The 18,586-nt window shown below is 72.4% G+C and carries 17 protein-coding genes; 10 read left to right on the top strand and 7 right to left on the bottom strand.

The features are described 5' to 3' along the window. Positions 1-78: 78 nt before the first annotated feature. A complete protein-coding gene (locus ACVMYR_RS22485; RefSeq protein ID WP_077940233.1) occupies positions 79-1,263 on the bottom strand; it encodes an acyl-CoA dehydrogenase family protein in 1,185 nt (394 codons plus the stop codon). A gap of 229 nt (positions 1,264-1,492) precedes the next feature. Here ACVMYR_RS22485 and ACVMYR_RS22480 point away from each other — a divergent pair, with 229 nt between their 5' ends. Continuing rightward, positions 1,493-2,242: a DUF899 domain-containing protein gene (locus ACVMYR_RS22480; protein WP_043969032.1), complete on the top strand. Its 750-nt coding sequence runs from the start codon at positions 1,493-1,495 to the stop codon at positions 2,240-2,242. A gap of 162 nt (positions 2,243-2,404) precedes the next feature. Here the strand turns inward: ACVMYR_RS22480 and ACVMYR_RS22475 are convergent, their stop codons facing one another. Then, the gene (locus ACVMYR_RS22475) at positions 2,405-3,268 is read right to left on the bottom strand and encodes a helix-turn-helix transcriptional regulator (protein WP_043969033.1); all 864 of its coding nucleotides are present in this window, start codon (positions 3,266-3,268) and stop codon (positions 2,405-2,407) included. 129 nt (positions 3,269-3,397) lie between these two features. Further along, entirely contained in the window at positions 3,398-4,282 is an 885-nt protein-coding gene (locus tag ACVMYR_RS22470) for an alpha/beta fold hydrolase (RefSeq protein ID WP_077940234.1), read from the bottom strand. 110 nt (positions 4,283-4,392) lie between these two features. On the opposite strand from ACVMYR_RS22470, the gene ACVMYR_RS22465 reads away from it, so the two are divergent. The 4 genes from ACVMYR_RS22465 (at position 4,393) to ACVMYR_RS22450 (ending at position 8,556) form a co-directional block, all read left to right on the top strand. Continuing rightward, positions 4,393-4,731, top strand: a complete 339-nt coding sequence (locus ACVMYR_RS22465) for a YciI family protein (protein WP_091285302.1) — start codon at positions 4,393-4,395, stop codon at positions 4,729-4,731. Continuing rightward, positions 4,728-5,987 carry an RNA polymerase sigma factor gene (locus ACVMYR_RS22460; protein ID WP_457122643.1) on the top strand — a complete coding sequence of 420 codons (1,260 nt, stop codon included), beginning with the start codon at positions 4,728-4,730 and terminating at the stop codon, positions 5,985-5,987. Before ACVMYR_RS22465 ends, ACVMYR_RS22460 begins: the two co-directional genes overlap by 4 nt. A 95-nt stretch (positions 5,988-6,082) precedes the next feature. Further along, positions 6,083-6,883 (top strand): SDR family NAD(P)-dependent oxidoreductase, encoded by an 801-nt coding sequence (locus tag ACVMYR_RS22455; protein ID WP_176734410.1) that lies wholly within the window; start codon positions 6,083-6,085, stop codon positions 6,881-6,883. A 203-nt stretch (positions 6,884-7,086) separates the two neighbouring features. Beyond that, positions 7,087-8,556, top strand: coding sequence for an MFS transporter (locus ACVMYR_RS22450; RefSeq protein WP_077940238.1), 1,470 nt, complete (start codon positions 7,087-7,089; stop codon positions 8,554-8,556). A gap of 563 nt (positions 8,557-9,119) precedes the next feature. Here the strand turns inward: ACVMYR_RS22450 and ACVMYR_RS22445 are convergent. Both ACVMYR_RS22445 and ACVMYR_RS22440 read right to left on the bottom strand, forming a co-directional pair. After that, positions 9,120-10,658, bottom strand: coding sequence for a GMC family oxidoreductase (locus tag ACVMYR_RS22445; protein ID WP_457122642.1), 1,539 nt, complete (start codon positions 10,656-10,658; stop codon positions 9,120-9,122). Between the two features lie 161 nt (positions 10,659-10,819). Next, positions 10,820-11,470: a TetR-like C-terminal domain-containing protein gene (locus ACVMYR_RS22440; RefSeq protein WP_077940239.1), complete on the bottom strand. Its 651-nt coding sequence runs from the start codon at positions 11,468-11,470 to the stop codon at positions 10,820-10,822. Between the two features lie 96 nt (positions 11,471-11,566). Here ACVMYR_RS22440 and ACVMYR_RS22435 point away from each other — a divergent pair, with 96 nt between their 5' ends. From ACVMYR_RS22435 to ACVMYR_RS22425, 3 genes are all read left to right on the top strand, one after another. Continuing rightward, positions 11,567-12,913 carry a carotenoid oxygenase family protein gene (locus tag ACVMYR_RS22435; protein ID WP_043969041.1) on the top strand — a complete coding sequence of 449 codons (1,347 nt, stop codon included), beginning with the start codon at positions 11,567-11,569 and terminating at the stop codon, positions 12,911-12,913. A 170-nt stretch (positions 12,914-13,083) separates the two neighbouring features. Then, complete coding sequence (locus tag ACVMYR_RS22430; RefSeq protein ID WP_043969043.1) at positions 13,084-13,677, top strand: hypothetical protein; 594 nt, start codon at positions 13,084-13,086, stop codon at positions 13,675-13,677. After that, a complete protein-coding gene (locus ACVMYR_RS22425) occupies positions 13,667-14,272 on the top strand; it encodes a copper resistance CopC family protein (protein ID WP_431896850.1) in 606 nt (201 codons plus the stop codon). The genes ACVMYR_RS22430 and ACVMYR_RS22425 overlap by 11 nt, the downstream gene beginning before the upstream one ends. Positions 14,273-14,351: 79 nt before the next feature. On the opposite strand, the gene ACVMYR_RS22420 is transcribed toward ACVMYR_RS22425, so the two are convergent. Together ACVMYR_RS22420 and ACVMYR_RS22415 are read right to left on the bottom strand one after the other, a co-directional pair. Further along, a complete protein-coding gene (locus ACVMYR_RS22420; protein WP_043969044.1) occupies positions 14,352-15,227 on the bottom strand; it encodes an SDR family NAD(P)-dependent oxidoreductase in 876 nt (291 codons plus the stop codon). A 25-nt stretch (positions 15,228-15,252) separates the two neighbouring features. Continuing rightward, a complete protein-coding gene (locus ACVMYR_RS22415) occupies positions 15,253-15,813 on the bottom strand; it encodes a carboxymuconolactone decarboxylase family protein (protein ID WP_228986231.1) in 561 nt (186 codons plus the stop codon). 365 nt (positions 15,814-16,178) lie between these two features. Between ACVMYR_RS22415 and ACVMYR_RS22410 the strand changes: the two genes are divergently transcribed. Together ACVMYR_RS22410 and ACVMYR_RS22405 are read left to right on the top strand one after the other, a co-directional pair. Then, positions 16,179-17,252: a carboxymuconolactone decarboxylase family protein gene (locus ACVMYR_RS22410; RefSeq protein WP_457122641.1), complete on the top strand. Its 1,074-nt coding sequence runs from the start codon at positions 16,179-16,181 to the stop codon at positions 17,250-17,252. A gap of 453 nt (positions 17,253-17,705) precedes the next feature. Then, on the top strand, positions 17,706-18,485 hold the full coding sequence (locus tag ACVMYR_RS22405) for a helix-turn-helix transcriptional regulator (RefSeq protein WP_255378756.1): 780 nt from the start codon (positions 17,706-17,708) through the stop codon (positions 18,483-18,485). Positions 18,486-18,586 lie beyond the last annotated feature (101 nt).

The following is an 18,586-nucleotide window of genomic DNA, read 5'->3' as shown; positions in this document are numbered from 1 at the left end:
GTGCGCCGGGCGGCCCGCCACGTGTGGGGAAGGCTCAGGACAGAGCGCGGCGAGGCTGGGGGAGCCGCGCGGGACGGCTCAGACGAACAGGGTGTTCGGGCCCAGGCCGCAGACGACCCGCCCGTACAGCTCGGTGTTGGTGTCGGGGTTGATCAGCCCGTGCAGGCTCATCGCGTTGACGTCCCGGACGATCCGCTGGATCGGCACGTCCCGGTAGATGGAGGTGCCGCCGCTGGCGGAGGCGAAGATGTCCACCGCCTCCTTGGCCAGCCGGGTCGCCCAGCCGTGGTCGGCGCGCACCCGGGCCCGTTCCTCGAGGGTCCACTCGGCGCCGGTGGCCGCCTTGGTGTCGACCAGGTCGGCGGCGTGGTACGCGTGGAACTCGGCCTGCTCGATCTTCATGAGCGCGGTGCCGACCTTCAGGTGGGTGACCGGGGCCTCGCTCTGGTTCTCGTACTCCGTGTAGGTGATCTTCCGACCGGGCAGCCGGTCGAAGAACTCGTCGCGGGCGGACTTGGCCACGCCTACGGCCGCGCCCACGCCCGACGCCGCCGCGTTCAGCGCCGCCGGGGTGCGCCAGACGGGGGAGTCGGCGTTGCCCTGCGACAGGCCCTGCGGGATCATCGCCGCGCTCATCGGGATGATGTGGCTGCTCGGGACGAACAGGTCCCGGGCCACGGTGGTGACGCTGCCGGTGGCGGTCAGGCCGGTGGTGTACCAGTCGTCCACGATCTCCAGGCTGCCGATCGGCACCAGCGCCATGATCGGCTCCGGCTCCGCGTCCGGGCGCACCACGACCACCGCGATCTCCTGCCACTGCGCGTGGTGGGCCCCGCTGATGAAGTGCCAGCTGCCGTTGACGACGAATCCCCCGTCGGTGGGCACGGCCGTGCCGCCGACGCTGTTGGTGCCGCACACCCGGGCGTGGGGGACGGCGAACACCTCGTCCTGGGCCTCGTCGGGGAACAGGCCGGCGAGCCAGGTGGGGATCCACAGCACCGAGGTGACCCATGCGGTGCTGGCGTCGCCCCGGCCCAGCTCGGTGGCGACCGCCACGAGTGTGCGGGTGTCCACCTCGTACCCGCCGTAGCGGCGGGGCGTGCGGAGCTTGAACAGCCCCGCCTCCTCGATCGCGGCTACCGTCTCGTCGTGCAGCCGACGATTCTCCTCCTGCCACGCCGCGTGCTTGCGGATCAGCGGGACGAGACCCGCCGCCCGCCGGACCAGCTCCTCGCGGGTGGGTGCTTCGGTGGTCGTGGACACGTGTCCTCCTCAACGGGGCGACCGGATCGACCGGGGTCGTGTCGGCCATGCGCCCTCGACGCTGTCACACTCCGCGTGCCGCAACCTCTTCCGGATTGCCCGGCGTCCATACAGGACGACCGGACGCGGAAGGGCACGAGGGGAGAAGTCGGCATGCGGGGCCCGTGCCAGGCTCGCAGGTGTCGCCCGGCCTTCCCCCGGCCCGGCGGCGACCGTTGAGGGAGGAACGATGGCTTTTCCGCAGATCGTCTCGCGTGAGGAATGGACCACCGCCAGGGAGCAGCTCCTGGAGGAGGAGAAGGCGCTGACCCGCGCCCGCGACCAGCTCAGCGCCGCCCGTCGGGCCATGCCCGTGGTGCCGGTGGAGAAGGAGTACGTGTTCGACTCGCCGTCGGGCCGGGTGACGCTGCTCGACCTGTTCCAGGGCCGCCGCCAGCTCATCGTGCGGCACTTCATGTTCGCCCCGGAGGCGAAGGAGGGCTGCGTCGGCTGCTCGATGCAGGCCGACAACGTCGGCAACCTGTCGCACATGCACGCGCGGGACACCTCGTTCGTGATGATCGCCCGCGCGCCGATCGAGAAGATCGAGCAGTTCAAGGCCCGGATGGGCTGGAGCCACATCCCGTGGGTCTCGTCGTTCGGCAGCGACTTCAACTACGACTTCAACGTCTCGATGGAGAAGGGCGAGCTGCCGGCGGTCAGCTCGTTCATCCGCGACGGCGAGAAGATCTACCACGCCAGCTCGGTGTTCGACCGGGGCGGCGAGGTCTTCATCAACACCTACAACTACCTCGACGTCACCCCGCTGGGGCGGCAGGAGGAGGGGCTGGCCCACCCGTGGGACTGGTGGCGTCACCACGACCGCTACGACTCCGACGAGGCCGTCAACCCGGGCGAGAACTGGTGGACCGGGGTCAACAAGTTCCGGGTGCGCCAGGACGGCGCGCCCGCGCAGCCGGCGGAGGCCGGGACGCAGTGACGCCGGTGTGGTGGGGCGCGGCGGCGCTCCACCCGTCGGGGCGGCCGGTTCCCGGCCGGGCGGCGCAGGCCGTCCCCGGGGAGCCGGCCGCCGCCGTGTGCGCGGGCGGCACCGCGGGGGTGGATTCCCGCGGGTGCGGGCGGCACCGGGTGCGCGGACGACTCAGGGGACGGTGACGCTGTGCCGGGGCGGGGGCGCCGGGGCGGGGGCGCGGCGGGGGATGCCGCCGAGCATCCGCAGCGCCGCCGCCGACGGCGAGCCGGCCTCGACCGTGAAGGTGACCAGCATCAGGTCGGGGGTGTCCTCCAGCCGCAGCGTGTGCTGGTTGACCGTCAGCGCCCCGACGACCGGGTGGGCCATGTCGTAGGTCATCGTCTCGCAGGTGCTCACCGGGTGCTCGGCCCACATGCCGGCGAACTCGGGGCTGCGCGACAGCAGCTCCTCGACCAGCCCGACGACCCGGCGGTCGCCCCGGTAGCGCCCCACGGCCATCCGCAGGTAGGCCACCACCGAGCGGGCCTTGCCCGGCCAGTCGGCGTACAGCTCGCGCATGCGCGGGTCGAGGAAGACCGACCTGCTCATGTTGGGCGCCTCGTCGAGGTGCCAGGCGAGCAGCGCGTGGCCCAGCGGGTTCCAGGCGTGCACGTCGGTCGCGGCACCGAGCACCATCGCCGGCACGTCGGGCATCATCGCGAGCATCTGGTGCAGGGCCGGCGGCGTGGTGTGGGACCGGGCGGCCCGGCCGGTCGTCGCCCGGCCGGGGCGGGCCAGCACGAACAGGTGGGCCCGCTCGTCGCCGTCGAGCTGCAGCGCCCGGGCGACCGCGTCGAGCACCTCGTCGGACACGTTGTGCGCCTGGCCCTGCTCCAGCCGGGTGTAGTAGGAGACGCTGACCCCGGCGAGCTGGGCCAGCTCCTCGCGGCGCAGCCCGGAGACCCGTCGGCGCTCGCCGTAGCGGGTCAGGCCGGCGTCCTGCGGGCGGATGACGCCGCGTCGAGATCGGAGGAACTCGCCCAGCGGATTCATGCGACTCAGTATGACCGACGAGCATGACACTGTCAGTGGTACCCACCGTAGGAGTACCAACGGTTTCCGGCCGGGCGGGCGGACTCCGCCGGACCCGGCCGGAGCCGGACTAGTGTCCTGATCGGACGGTCAGGCCGTCTCGGTCAGGAAGCGCAGGATGTGGGCGTTGGTGATCTCCGGCTGCTCGGTCAGCGGGACGTGCCGCGAGTCGGGGACCAGCGCGCCGGCCGACCCCTTCGGCAGGGCCTCGACGATCCGGGCCAGCTTCTCCTCGTTCATCGCGAAGGCGACGTCCTGCACGCCGAAGATGTTCAGCGTCGGCTGCGTCGGCAGGGCGCCCCACAGCGCCCCCTGCTCGGCCCCCCACTCGGGGGTGCCGAACGTCGCCGGCGGGAAGTTGGTCCGGTACATGCCCAGGGCGGCGTGCAGGTTCTCCGGCTTGCCCAGGGCGGCCCGGATGTCGGCCAGGTCCTGCGTGACGTCGTAGCCGTCGCGGGAGTACTTGTGCAGCATGAACTCCAGGAAGGCCAGGTCGTTGGCGGCGACCAGCTCGTCGGCGGCGGCCATCTGGAAGAACCAGAAGTGGGCCTGGACGTTGATGCCCCGGGGGTCGAGCAGGTACTCGCCGAAGAACTGGAACGGCGGCACGTCACAGGCGACCAGCCGCGACCAGCGCTCCGGCGCCTGCACCACGGCGGCCCACGCGACGGCGGCCCCGAAGTCGTGCCCGATCAGCACCGCCCGCTCGTCGCCGCCGAGCACCTCGTGCAGCGCGTTGACGTCGGCCACCATGTCGCGGATGTGCTCGCGGCCCGGCGGCGGGACGGAGCTGGGGGCGAAGCCGCGGGTCCACGGCGTCACCACCCGGTAGCCGGCGTCGACCAGCACCGGCACCAGGTGCCGGAACGAGTTGGGGGTGAACGGGAAACCGTGCACCAGCAGGGCCAGGGGGCCCTCGCCGAACTCACGGTATGCGATGTCGACACCGTTGACGGTGACCTGTGATTGACGCATGGGATGCCTCCTCGGCGGGCATGGATTGCACCAAGACTGGCCGAGCCGAACACCCCCCGCTTCTTCCTGCGTGCTGCCTCGTTGTAATGCGCGGACCTGGGAGGGCGAGGGTGGAGTACGCACTGGTGATCTATCACGACGAGGCCGGCGAGCTGAGCCCCGCGGAGATCGACGACCACCCCCGGCACCGGGCCTGGCTCGACGAGGTGCGCCGGCGCGGGGCGTTCGCGGGCGGGCAGCGCCTGCGCCCCGGCCGCGCCGGCCGCACGGTGCGCTCCCGGGCCGGTGCCACGCTGGTCTCCGACGGGCCGTTCGTCGAGGCCCGGGAGCAGGTGGGCGGGTTCGTCCTGCTGCGCTGCGCCGACCTCGACGAGGCGACGGAGCTGGCCGCCCTGCACCCGTTCGCCGAGCTGGGCGTCATCGAGGTGAGGCCGGTCTGGAGCCGGTGACCTTCACGGTCGACGCCGCCGTGGCCGCGGCGTTCCGCCGGGAATACCGCCAGCTCGTCGGCACACTGGTCGCCCTCACCGGGGACCGGGCCCTGGCCGAGGACTGCGTGCAGGACGCGTTCGCCGCCGCGGTGCAGCGCTGGCGCGGCGAGGGCGTGCCACGCCGGCCCGGGGCCTGGCTGACGACCGTGGCGCGCAACCGGGCCGTCGACCGGCTGCGGCACGAGAGCATGGCCGCCGCCCGGCTGCGCGAGGCCGCGGTCACCCTGTCGGCGTACGACGACGCCCCGCCGGTGCCGCCGGTGATCCGCGACGCCCAGCTCCGGCTGATCTTCACCTGCTGCCATCCCGCGCTGTCGCTGACGTCGCAGGTCGCGCTGACCCTGCGTACCGTCGTGGGGTTCGGCCCGGCCGAGATCGCCCGCGCCCTCCTGGTCACGCCGGGCACCCTCGCGCAGCGGCTGGTGCGGGCCCGGCGTGGCGTCCGCGAGGCCGGCCTGCGCGGCGAGTTGCCGCCGGCCGCCGAGCTGCCCGGCCGGGCCGCGGCGGTGCGCGCGGTGCTGTACCTGCTGTTCACCGAGGGGTACGCCGCCACGGCCGGCGCGGACCTGCTGCGGCGCGGGCTGTGCGCGGAGGCCGTGCGGCTGGCCCGCCTGCTGGCCCGGCTGCTGCCCGACGACCCGGAGACCCTCGGGCTGCTCGCGCTGATGCTGTTGCACGACGCCCGGCGCGACGCCCGCACGGACGCGCACGGCGACCTGGTGCCGCTGGAGCGGCAGGACCGCCGACGGTGGGACCGGGGCCGCATCGCCGAGGGGATGGACCTGCTGGAGCGGGCGCTGCGCCACGGGCGGCCGGGCCCCTACCAGGTGCAGGCGGCGATCGCGGCCTGCCACGCGAGCGCCCCCGACGCCGCGCGCACCGACTGGGCCCAGATCGCCGGGCTCTACGCCGAGCTGGCCGAGCTGACGCCCTCGGCCGTGGTGCTGCTCAACCGGGCGGTGGCGGTCGCGATGGCGCACGGCCCGCTGCGCGGGCTGGAGCTGCTGGAGCAGGTGGAGCGCTCCGGCGAGCTGGCCGGTCACCACCTCGTCCCGGCCGTCCGCGCCGATCTGCTGCGCCGGCTGGACCGGCGGGACGACGCGGCCGGGGCGTACCGGCGGGCGCTCGGGCTCGCCGGCAACGACGTCGAGCGCCGCTACCTGCGGGACCGCCTGGCGGAGGTGACCGGCACCTCTGCGGATCAAGCCAAATAAATCGGCAGCAAATGTATATTTCCCCGAGGGTCGCCCGTCGGTCTGACGAACCCGGTCCGGCGCCGCCGGACCCGCCCACGACGAGGGGATCAGACATGCTGCTGGAGAACAGGACGGCGATCGTCTACGGCGCCGCGGGCGCGCTGGGCAGCGCGGTGTCGCGCGCCTACGCCCGGGAGGGCGCCACCGTGTACCTGGCCGGCCACCACCTGGACCGGGTCGAGATGCTCGCCAAGGAGATCGCCGCCGACGGCGGCCGGGCGTACGCCCACCAGGTCGACGCACTCGACCCGGAGGCGGTCGACGCCCACGCGGAGCTGGTCGCCGAGCGGGCCGGGAGCATCGACGTGTCGTTCAACGCCGTCGGCCTGGACCACGTGCAGGGCGTCCCGCTGCGCGAGCTGTCCCTGGACGACTTCCTGCTGCCGATGAACACCTTCGTGCGCACCCAGTTCCTCACCACTGCGGCGGCGGCGCGGCGGATGGTGGAGCAGCGCAGCGGCGCCATCGTGGTGCTGTCGACGTCCGCCGCGCGGGCGCCCATGCCCTCGGGCGGCTTCGGCGTGGCCTGCGCCGGCATCGAGTCGCTGGCCCGCGAACTGGCCGGCGAGGTGGGCCCGTTCGGGGTGCGGGTGGTCTGCCTGCGGCCCGACGCGATCCCGGAGAGCGTGCAGCACGGCTCGTACGTCCGCGAGACGTGGCGGCGCGCGGCCGAGGCCAACGGGGCGACGCTGGAGGACATGCTCGCCGCCAAGCCGGGCATGCCGAACCCGCTGCTGGGCCGGGCGGTGACCCTGGCCGACGTGGCCGGCACCGCCGTGTACCTCGCCTCGGACCTGTCCAGCGGCCTCACCGGCTCGATCACCACCGTCGGATGCGGAGTGCTCGTCGACTGATCGCCCGCCGGCTGCCCGGGGTCGCGGTCCCCGGGCAGCCGGTGCCTCTCGACGGCGGGCGGGAAATAGAGCAAGCTCGAAGAGAGCGCCGTGCGGGTAGCGTGGAACGGGACCGGCACGGCGGGTGCCGAGGGTGCCACTGCCAGTGGTACGCATGGCAGGGAGATGGGTAGCAGGGCCGCGGCTACCTAGGGTTCGTGGTCATGGCGGAGAACCAGAGCACGTCGGAGCAGCTCAGCTCCGCGCAGAAACTTGCCCTATTCGTCCTGCTCGGCGCGCAGTTCATGCTGTCGGTCGACTTCTCGATCCTCAACGTGGCGCTGCCCCGCATGGGGGAGGGCGTCGGCCTCTCGCTGGCCGACCTGCCGTGGGTGGCCAGCGCGTACGCGCTGCCCGCCGCCGGCTTCACGCTCCTGTTCGGCCGGGTCGCCGACCTGTTCGGCCGGCGGCGGCTGTTCCTGACCGGCATCGCGCTGCTCACCGTGGCCTCGCTGCTCGGCGGCTTCGCGACCAACGCGACGATGCTGCTCAGCGCCCGCGTGCTGCAGGGCTTCGCCAACGCGATCGCCATCCCGGCCGCGATGGCGCTGCTGATCACCACCGTCTCCGACGAGCGGGCCCGCGCCCGGGTGCTCGGCCTCAACGGCGCGCTGCTCTCCGGTGGCTTCACCGTCGGCGCCCTGGTCGGCGGCAGCCTGGTCAGCGCCCTGGACTGGCGCTGGGCGTTCTGGATCAACGTGCCGGTGGCGGTCGCCATCATGGTGCTGACCCCGCTGGTGATCAAGGAGAGCGTCCGTCCCGCCGGCATCAAGCTCGACGTGCCGGGCGCCGTCACGGTCACCGCGGGCCTGCTCGCCCTGGTCTACGGCGTGAGCATGCAGAGCTGGATCGGCCTCGTCATCGGCGCGGTGCTCATCGCGGCCTTCTGGTTCGTCGAGCTGAAGGCCAAGGCGCCCCTGGTGTCGCTGACCCTGCTCAACCGGCCGAACATCAAGTGGGGCAACTACGGCGGCATCGTCGCCTTCGTGATGGCCAGCGGCGTCAACTTCGGCCTCACCCTCTACATGCAGGACGTGCTCAAGATGGCCCCGTTCACCACCGGTCTGGTGTTCGGCGGGCCGGGCCTGGTGGCCGTCGTCGCCGGTGTCATCGCCGGCCGCATGATCGGCAGGTACGGCTACCGCAACGTCCTCGCCGTCGGCCTGCTGGCGCAGGGCCTGACCACCGTCCCGCTGCTGCTGACCGGCACGTCGACCACGCCGAGCCTGGCCCTGATCGTGCCGTCGCTGTTCCTGATGTACTTCGGGCACGTCACGGCCGTCGTCGCCTACACGGTGACCGCCACCTCCGGCCTGGACGACTCGCAGCAGGGCCTGGCGACCGGCCTGGCCACCCTGGCCCAGCAGATCGCGGTCACCATCGGCATCCCGATCTTCGGGGCGCTCGTGGCCGCCCGCACGGACGTGCTGGACGGCGTCCACTTCGCCATGCAGGTGCAGATCGTGGTGATCCTGGTGTCCGTGGCGCTGATCTGGATCGGCCTGCGGGACCGGGGCGTCCCGGCCGGCCCGTCGTCGTCCGCCGCCGAGCGACAGGAGCCGGTGCCCACGGCCGAGGCGCAGCAGCCCGCGCCGGTGCCGGTGCCGCGAAAGGTCAGCGAGAACACGGTCTAGGCGCCCCCAGCGCGCCTGTCGACCGCGGTGTACGGAGCGTCGGTCCCACACCCCCCTGGGCGCTCCGTACACCGCGTGGTCGCGCCTCGGGCCGTCCGCCATCCGGCGGGCGGCCCGCGTCGCGTCGGGCGGCGGCTGTCGGGGCGCTGCCTGTCTCAGGCGGCTGGGGTGCCGGCCTGCCGGCGGTGCCGGCCTGAAGGCGCGCGGGGTCCCGCCCACAGCGGTCGGTAGAGGTTGGTCCCGCCGGCGCCTACGCAGCTGAGTCAGCTACGACATCACCGGCCAGCGCAGTGCCTGTCGGCGAGCCGAGCAGCACCGGCCCGGCCCCCGGGGCACCGCGCTGGCCGGCGTGATCCGACGTGATGTCGTAGCTGACTCAGCTCCCTAGTCGGCACGCGAGTGTGCCGGAGGCGGCACGCGCCGCGTCGCGCCGCCGGCCACCGTGCCCGCTCCTGGAACGCCTCAGGCCGCGAGACCCCAGGCCCCGAGACCGTAGGCCCCACAGTGACACGGGCGCCCCGCGGGGTTTCGCACCGCGGGGCGCCCGTGTCGGTGGGGACCGGTCAGGACTGCCGGAGCCAGTCGGCGAGCCGCTCACCGATCATGATGGAGGTGAGGTTGGTGTTGCAGTTGACGATCGACGGCATGACGGAGGCGTCGCAGACGTAGAGGGCCTCGGTGCCGTGCACCCGCAGCCGCTCGTCGACCACCGCGCCCTCGTCGCCGGCCGCGCCCATCCGGGCGGTGCCGACGGGGTGGTAGCCGCTGTCGAGGCTGAGCCTGACGTAGTGGCGCATCAGCTCGTCGTCGGCGACCATGTCCTCGCCGAGCACCACGAACCGCTGCCCCTGGTCGTTGATGCCCGCGGTCTGCATGAACTGCCAGCACTGGCGCACGGCGTCGACGAGGGTCTGGATGTCGCGCTCGGTGTCGAGGAAGTTGAGCACGACGTCCGGCGGGGCGGTGGGATCGGCCGACGTGAGGGTGAGCCGTCCCCGGGACTCGGGCCGCTGGTGCACGACCATCACCCCGAAGATCGTCTTCGCGGCGGCCAGCATCTGCAGCTCGGGGAAGAGCGTCAGGTCGAAGTGGTTGATCATGTAGTACTGGAGGTCGTTGAACTCCGTCGAACCCGGCGCGGTGGTCCGCAGGATCGTCTGCAGGAACGGGTCCTCGGGGCTGAAGCTCCCCTCCTGCGGCACCATGAACGCGCCGGTACGCGGGTGGTCGATCAGGTCCGCGCCCACCCCGGGCCGGTCCAGCACCACGTCGATGCCCAGCCGCCGCAGGTCACCGGCCGGGCCGATGCCCGAGCGCATGAGGATGGCGGGCGAGTTGACCGCCCCGGCGGCCAGCACGACGGTGCCGGCCTCGATCACCTCCGTGCCGCCGCCGGCCTTGGCGACCTCGACGCCGCGCGCCCGGTTGCCGGTGAACAGCACCCGGTTGACCTGGACCCCGGAGCGGATCTCCAGGTTCTCCCGGCCGCGTGCCTCGGCCAGGTACCCCATCGCGGTGGAGAACCGGTGGCTGCCCTGGCGGTTGGACGGAATGGGACCGACGCCGGTGGCCTCCGGGTGGTTGTGGTCCTCGACCTCGGGGAAGCCGGCCTTGACGCAGGCGTCGCGGAACACGTGCTGCACCGGGGTCATCTCGTCGGGCGTGAACCGGTGGATCGGGATGGGGCCGCCCTTGCCGTGGTACTCGTTGTCGAAGTCCTGGTCGTCCTCGAGCCGCTTGTAGAACGGCAGCACCTCGTCCCAGGCCCAGGCGGGGTTGCCCAGCTCGGCCCACTCGTCGAAGTTGTTCGGGGTGCCGCGCAGCGCGATGGTCGCGCCGACGGCGGAGGAGCCGCCGGTGACCTTCCCGCGCGGGAAGATGATCCGCCGCCGGTCGGTGATCTCGGCCTTGAAGTGCCAGTCGTGGCGGTCCATCGACATGGCGCTGCCGTCGATCAGGTCGGTCGGCGTCTCGGCCACCGTCGCGAAGTCGGGGCCCGCCTCCAGCAGCAGCACCCGGCGGGCGGGGTCCTCACTGAGCCGGGCGGCCAGCGCGGCTCCGGCGGAGCCGGATCCGACCACCAGATAATCGATTCCGTGCATCATCGGCGTCCTTCGGTGCGTGGGGGATGGGCGATCCTGCCGGCGTGGGCGGACAGGAGTGGATGCGCTTCCATTGCGGACGTGCTCGGGACCCGTCCTGAGCATCACACCGGGGGATGCGCGTCGCTTCTCCGCCGTTGCCGTGCGCCGTCGGCGCGCTGTCAGGCGCGGGGGGAGCGCCGCCGGCGAGCCCGGGCCAGCGAGGCGGCGGTCGCCTCGTAGTCGTCGCCCGCGCCGGCCATCAGCGAGCGCAGCTGCGCCTCGAAGCAGACGTCGGCGTCGTACGGGTCGATCAGGTAGCCGCCGAGTTCGAGGCTCACCAGCCCGTGCAGGGCGATCCACATGTTCTGCGCGACCAGCAGCGGGTCCCCGGCCCGGAACCGGCCCTGTTCGGTGGCCCGGGCCACCGCGTCGACCAGCGGCTGGAGCGTGTACTTGCCGTGCTGCCGGTCGCCTTCGGACAGGGCGAACCCGCCGAGCGCGGCGCTGCCGAACATGACCTGGTAGAGCTGCGGGTGGTCGAGGGAGTTGGCCCGGTACGCGTACCCGAGGGCCATCACATCGGCGACCGCGTCGGAGGTGGCCCGCACGGTCGACATCCGCCGGTGCAACCGGGCGAAGCCCTCGTGCACCATCGCCCGGACCAGGTTGTCCATCCCGCCGAAGTGCGTGTAGACGGCCGTGGTCGAGGCGCCCACGGCGGCGGCGAGGCGGCGCGTGGTGAGGCCGGCGGCGCCCTCCTCGGCCAGCAGCCGGGCCGCGGCCTCCAGCAGGGCGGTCGCCAGGGTCGGGTCGATTCGGCGCGGACTCACGTTGACATGATCTCACGCCCGGCGTACCTTCGATGAAGTAACGCTGTTACGTAACCGCGATACGCAAAGAGATCGCCCCAGCTCGTGGAGGCCGCAATGAGCGTCGTCGCCCTCGCCCCCAGGACCCCCTACCGCAACGACAACCGGCGCCCCGTCGCCACCGAGGCGACGGAGCTCGACCTGACGGTCACCGGGCGGCTGCCCGCCGAGCTGGACGGCTGCTTCGTGCGCATCGGGCCCAACCCGGTGGGCGGCGACCGGCCCGGCCACGCCCTCGTCGGCGACGGCATGGTGCACGGCGTACGCCTGCGCTCCGGCCGCGCGCTGTGGTACCGCAACCGGTGGATCCGCACCGACCGCACCACCCGAGCCCTGGGCGAGCTCGCCCTTCCCGGCCCGCGGCACGGGCTGTCCGACAACGCCAACGCCAACGTCATCCGGCACGGCGGGCGCACCCTCGCCCTCGGCGAGGCCGGCGTGCTGCCGGTCGAGCTGGACGACGAACTGGGCTCCGTGGCCCGCATCGACTTCGACGCCACCCTGCCGCACGGCTTCGCCGCCCACGCCGAGTGCGACCCGGTCACCGGCGAGCTGTTCGCCGTGGCCTACTACCACGAGCTGCCCTACGTCGAGCACCTCGTGCTGACCCCCGAGGGGCGGGTGCGCCGCAGCGAGCGCATCGAGGTCGCCGGGCCGCCGCTGATGCACTCGCTGGCGCTGACCGATCGGCACTCGGTGCTGTTCGACCTCCCGGTCACCTTCTCGCCGACGCTGGCCCGGGCGGGCTCCCGCTTTCCGTACGCGTGGCAGCGCGGGCGTGCGGCGCGGCTCGGGCTGCTGCCCCGCGAAGGGCGCGGCGCCGACGTGCGCTGGTTCGACGTCGACCCCTGCTACGTCTTCCACCCCGTCAACGCCTACGAGGTCGACGACACCTGCGTGGTCGACGTGGTGCGCCACGACCGGGTCTTCGACCGCGACCTGCACGCCCCGGGGGAGTCCGCGCCGACGCTGTGGCGCTGGACGCTGGACCTGACCCGGGGCACCGTCGCCGCCGAGCAGCTCGACGACATCCCCCAGGAGTTCCCCCGCATCGACGAGCGCCGCAAGACGATGCGGCACCGGTACGCCTACACGGTGGCCATGCAGTCCGGCGCGGGGGTGCTGGGCGGCTCGGCGCTGCTGCGCCACGACCTGCTGCGCCGGGAGGTGGCGGTGCACGACTTCGGGCCGCACCGGGAGGCCGGGGAGGCCGTGTTCGTCCCGCGCGGGCCGCTCTCGGCCGAGGACGACGGCTGGCTGTTGACGTACGTCCACGACGGGCGCACCGGCCGCAGCGACCTGGTGGTGCTCGACGCCGGCGACTTCACCGGGGAGCCGGTGGCCGTCGTGCACCTGCCCGGCCGGGTGCCCAGCGGATTCCACGCCAACTGGATCGGCTCCTGAGCCGACGCCCGGAGAACGGACGGGTTTCCGACAGCACCTGGGCAATCTGGAGGAACTGCGGCGCGGGTCGGGCGGTTAGCTTCGCGGCAGCCGCTGTCTCGCTTCACACGGGCCGTATGGCGATTCTCCCGCGTTTCCACTCTCCCGCGTCATTACGGAAGGTGCAAAAGATGTCCCAACCCCTCTCCACCGCTGCTCCGTCCTCGGGGCTGCTCGGCCGGCTCAACGGAGCCCACCACCGGGCCGCCCTCAACGTCTTCCTCTTCGTCGTGCTGGCGCACTGGGCCGAGCACCTGGTCCAGGCGTACCAGATCTGGGTCCTGGGGATGCCCCGGCCGAAGGCGCGGGGGGTGCTCGGGCAGTTCTACCCGTGGCTGGTCTCCTCCGAGTGGCTGCACTACGGCTACGCCATCGTGATGCTGGTCTTTCTCTTCGCGCTGCGCCGGGGCTTCGTCGGCCGCGCCCGCACCTGGTGGACCGTGGCGCTGGCCATCCAGTTCTGGCACCACATCGAGCACTTCCTGCTGCTGTGGCAGGTGCAGTCCGGCACCATGTTCTTCGGCCAGAAGGTGCCGACCAGCATCCTGCAGCTCGTGCTGCCGCGGGTGGAGCTGCACCTGTTCTACAACTCCGTGGTCTTCATCCCCATGGTGATCGCGATGTACCTGCACCTGCGGCCGAACCGGCAGGAGCAGGAGCTGATGACGTGCAGCTGCGTCGGGCACCGCGTCGCCGGCCGGTCCCTCGCCCCCCATGCCGCGTGAGCTGAGCCGCCCGTCCGGTGGCCGTCGCCGGGCGGCGGCCACCGCCGTGGCGGCGGCGGTCGCCGGGCTGCTCGCGCTCACCCCCGGTGCGGCCCGGGCCGCCGATGGCCCAATCTCCGCCGAACCGTCGGCCGGCGCGGTGCTCACCACCGCGCCGGCCGAGGTGACCCTGGGCTTCGACGCCGAGGTCGACGAGGGACAGTCGCACGTCGCGGTGCTCGACGCCGCCGGCGGGCGGCTCACCGACGCCGAGCCGACCCGCGTCGGCTCCACCCGGCTGCGGCTGCCGCTGCGCATCGACGGCGCCGGCGACTACACCGTGGCCTACCACGTCACCTTCGCCGACGGCACGACCAGCACTGGGGCGTACCGGTTCAGCGCGGGCACCGGCGTCGCGCCGGCCCCCCTGGACGACGCGGCGCGCCAGGCCAGCACGAATGTGGTGGTCGACGCGCACGGGCACGGCATCGACGGCTTCAGCGCCTTCCTGCTGTTCGTCGACGGCGTGGTGCTGGTCGTGGTCGTCGCCCTGCTGTGGCTGCGCCCGCGCGGCGGGCGGGCGCGGTCCCTGCGTATCGACGAATCCCGGGCCTGACGGGCGAGGGCACGTGACGGCACCCCGGGCAACGCGCAGCGGCGCCGACGAGATCCGTCGGCGCCGCTCGTGCGGGCGGTCAGGGGATGGGGAAGAACGCGCGGACGAACTTCTCCCACCCGCGCTCACCGATCATCGCCCGCATCTTCGGCAGCAGGCGCGGCGGCATGCCGAGCCGGTAGCGGATGCGCGGGTTCGGGGTGGACACCGCCGTCTCCAGGACCTTGGCGACGTTCTCGGCGCGGACGGCGATCTTGCCGCGCAGCGGCGGGTTGTCGCTGAGCCGGTACGCCTGGTGCCAGTCGACGAAGTGCTCCCAGAAGTCCCGGTACAGGGCGGGGTTGTCGTGGGTGTCCATGCCCAGGTCGGCGACGCTGTCGGGGACGAAGCCGCCCAGGATGGGCGCCGGCTGGAGCACCACCACCTTGATGCCGAACGGGGCGACCTCCAGGCGCAGCGAGTCGCTGATGGCCTCCAACGCGTGCTTGGTGGCCTGGTAGTAGCCCCGGCCCGGGGTGGCGAACATGCCGAAGATCGACGACATCATGATGATCCGGCCGCCGCCCTGCTCCCGCATGCCGGGCAGGACCAGCTGGGTGAGCCGGCACAGCCCGAAGACGTTCGTCTCGAACTGGGCGCGGACCTCGTCCATCGGGGTCTCGCCGATGGTGCCGTTGAGGCTGTACGCGGCGTTGTTGATCAGCGTGCCGACCGCGCCGTGCTCGTCGGTGATCCGCTTGACCGCGGCGGTCATCGACTCCTCGTCGTTGACGTCGAGGTAGAGCACCGTGATGCCCTCGTCGGCCAGGTCGGCCAGGGCCTCCACGTTGCGTCCGGTGGCGTAGACCGGCCAGCCGGCCCGGTGCAGCCGCAGCGCGGTGGCCTTGCCGCTGCCCGAGGACATGCCGGTGCCCGACGAGGCCCCGGTCAGCAGGATGGCGCGTGACTGGGTCATGATGGCGTCCCTTCCCGGCCGCGGGTCACTCGTCGCCCAGCCGCGCGATGCGGCTGCGGTCGACCGAGGAGCCCAGTCCGGTGGCGTCGACCAGCCGGTTGATGAACGCGAACAGGCAGGCGCAGAAGACCGCCTCGAGCATCTCGGCGTCGCTCCAGCCGGCGGCGGCGGCCTGCTCCCAGTCCGCGTCGGTGATCTTGTACGCGCCGGTGCTCACCTTCGTCACCAGCCGCATGAGCGGCATGGTGCGCTCGTCGACGGGCAGGTCCTCGACGCTGTCGGCGTCCGACACCGCCTCCAGCAGCTCGTCGCTGCCGCCGAACTGGCTCAGGAACCAGCTGTGCGTCCCGACGCAGTACGGGCAGCCGTTCAGCTTGGACGTCCAGGCCGAGATCAGCTCCTTGAGCTGCCGGGGCAGGGTGTCCCCGCCGAAGATGCCGCCGTAGCCGGCGAGCACCACCGCGAGCAGCCGCGGATTGGTGGAGGTGAGCCGGAACATGTCGGGCACGAATGGCAGACCGGTGACCGCCTTGATTTCTTCGTAGAGCTCGGCGGTGCGGCCCTGCGCCTGATCCTCGTCAATCATCGGGACTCTGATTCCCGGCTGTCTCGTCGTCGTTTCCATGAGCCATCTCCTCGTTGCTCGGGCGATCTGAGGCCAGGCGGACGACGGTGCGTTCCACGACGAAGTATGGCCGCTGTCGGTGCTGGCCGCAGCAATCTCCGACGGGGCTGCGGGGCGACACGGAAACGCTGGCGACGGCGGTCGGGCAGCGATTCCGCTGGCCCATGATGGCACGTCGTCGCTGCTGGAGTGCTCTCCCAGATTGCCTACTGCGGGAACTGTCCTGCGGTTGAACCGACGGCGCGGTTGGACCGTACTGCCTACTGGCTGAAGGCACTTTTCGCCGATAACCTGTTTTCAATTCACAGAGACGGATGAGGTACGTGATGCCGGCAAGTGTTCTACGACCGGTGCTGGGCGCTCTCGGGTTGACGCAGATCCGATACGTCGACGCGGTGCGGCGGGGGCGGGCCAGTGGTCTGGTGGCCGAGGTGTACAGGCAGGTGGAAAGGGACTTCGGTGTGCTGGCCCCACCGATGGCCCTGCATGCCCCGGCGCCGGAGGTGCTGGCCGCCGCGTGGCTGCTGCTGCGGGAGACGATGGTCGTCCCCGGGGCCGCCTCGCGCGCGGCCAAGGAGGCGGTGGCGACCGCGGTCTCCCTGGGCAACACCTGCCCCTACTGCGCGACCATCCACAACAACGCGTTGGGTCTGCTCACCGGCGTCGGTGTGGGCGTCGGCGTGGACGGCCGTACCCGGCCCGACCCGGGGGCCGGCGCGGGCGCGGCGGAGCTGGAGGGGATCGTCGGCTGGGCGATGCCGGCCGGCGGGAACCCGCCGCAGCCGCCGCCGTTCCCCGCCGCCCAGACGCCGGAGCTGGTCGGGGTGGCGGTGCTGCTGCACTACCTCAACCGGGTGGTGAACGTGTTCCTGCGCGACGTGCCGCTGCCGCCCGGGGTGCCGGAGATGGCGCTGCCCATGGTGCTGCGGGTGCTCGGCTGGGCCATGATGAGCGCGTCGCGGCGCCCGCACGGGCCGGGTCTCTCGCTGGACCTGCTGCCCGCCGCGTCGCTGCCGGCGGACCTGTCCTGGGCGGCCGGCAGCCCGACGATCGCGGAGGCGTTCGGCCGGTCCTGCGCCGCGATCGAGGAGGCGGGCCGGCGCTCGGTGCCCGAGGCGGTCCGCGACCTGGTGCTGGTCAACCTGGTCGGCTGGCACGGCGGTCCGCGGGGGATCAGCCGGGCCTGGGTGGAGGGGTTGGTCGAAGGGCTGCCCGAACCCCAGCGGCCCGTCGCCCGGCTGGCCCTGCTGGTCGCCTTCGCGTCCTACCAGGTGGACGCGACGGTCGTGCGCGGCTGCCGGCTGGCCGGCCTGGACGACCGGGCGCTGGTCGAGGTCTCCGCCTGGTCGGCCATGACCGCGGCCCGTTGGCTGGGTGGCCAGCTCACGGCCCCGCGGTGATCAACTGCGGACAGGGCTGGCATCGCCGACCAATTCGGATAATCGCTGCGTCTGTCAGATTAAATCGCCTCGCCGCCTCTGGGAACATTCGAAAGTTCCGTATTGATTGATCTCCATGCATGGTATCGTCCTACTCCATCCGGACCACTTAGGACACTCACAGTAAGCGCGGCCCGATGTGTTTCGGTCCGCACTGGCGCCACCCGGCAAGGCCGGTGGACTGGCATTTCTCCACAATTCAAGCCGGGTGATCGAACACCTGTTCCGTCACGGTGCGACAACGAAGTCGTGGCGACCCAGGACAGGGCAACGTCGCCGGTCGCGGGGGACCCCCGCGACCGGCGGCACCATACCCGGGCAGGTTGTGCCCGGATGTGGCCTGAGTGTCCCCAACGTGTTCACCGAATGGAGTGATTGGCCGTGCACAACGCCGTCGAAAGAGCCATCTCGATCATGTGGGATCGTTACCACGAACCTCTGTCACTCGATGCAATGGCCGATTCGGCCTTTCTCAGCCGCTTTTACTTCTCTCGGCTGTTCCGGTCCAAGACGGGCACTTCGCCGGGCCGTTTCCTGACCGCGATCCGGCTCTACAAGGCCAAGAACCTGCTGCTCGAGACCGACATGAGCGTCACCGACATCGCCTACGCCGTCGGCTACAACAGCCTGGGCACCTTCATCAGCCGGTTCACCCGCAGCGTGGGCATCTCGCCGGCCCGCTACCGCTGGCTCGCCGAGAACGGCATCCCGCAGCTCTCCCGCACCCGCACGGCCGGCCCGCGCCGCCGGGCCACCATCTCCGGACGCCTCGTCCTGCCCCCGGTCGACGTGCCGGTCAAGGTGTACGTCGGTGTCTTCGACAGCCCCATCGTGCAGGGCCTGCCCGCCTCCTGCGACATCCTGGAGGCCTCCGGCGAGTACGTGCTGCGCGACGTGCCGGAGGGCGAGTGGTACCTGCGCGCCGCGGCGATCGCGCTCGGTGACATCGCGGCCCGGCCGTCCATGCGCCGCCCCCTCGCCGTCGGCGCGTACGACGCGCTCACCGTGGGCTCCGGCGTCAACCTCACGGTGGACCTGGAGCTGCACCACACCGGCGTGTTCGACCTGCCCATCCTGATCGCGCTGCCCGAGCTGGACAGCACCGACCCGGCCGCCCGCAACCGCCGCGGCTTCGCCCGCAACGACCGGCGTACCGCCCGGCCGTCACGGGTGCTGCACCGGGCCAAGTCGTGACCGCCGCCCCCGGGCGGCGGCGACCCCCGACCCCGGGCCCCGGCCCGGCGCGACGGGGCCGCGGATCGGGCGGCACGGCCGCCATCGGGGGATGAGGGCGC

It is taken from the genome of Micromonospora sp. PTRAS2 (assembly GCF_054052245.1).
Note: the sequence above shows the minus strand (reverse complement) of the source record. Positions and strands in the feature narration are given on the sequence as shown.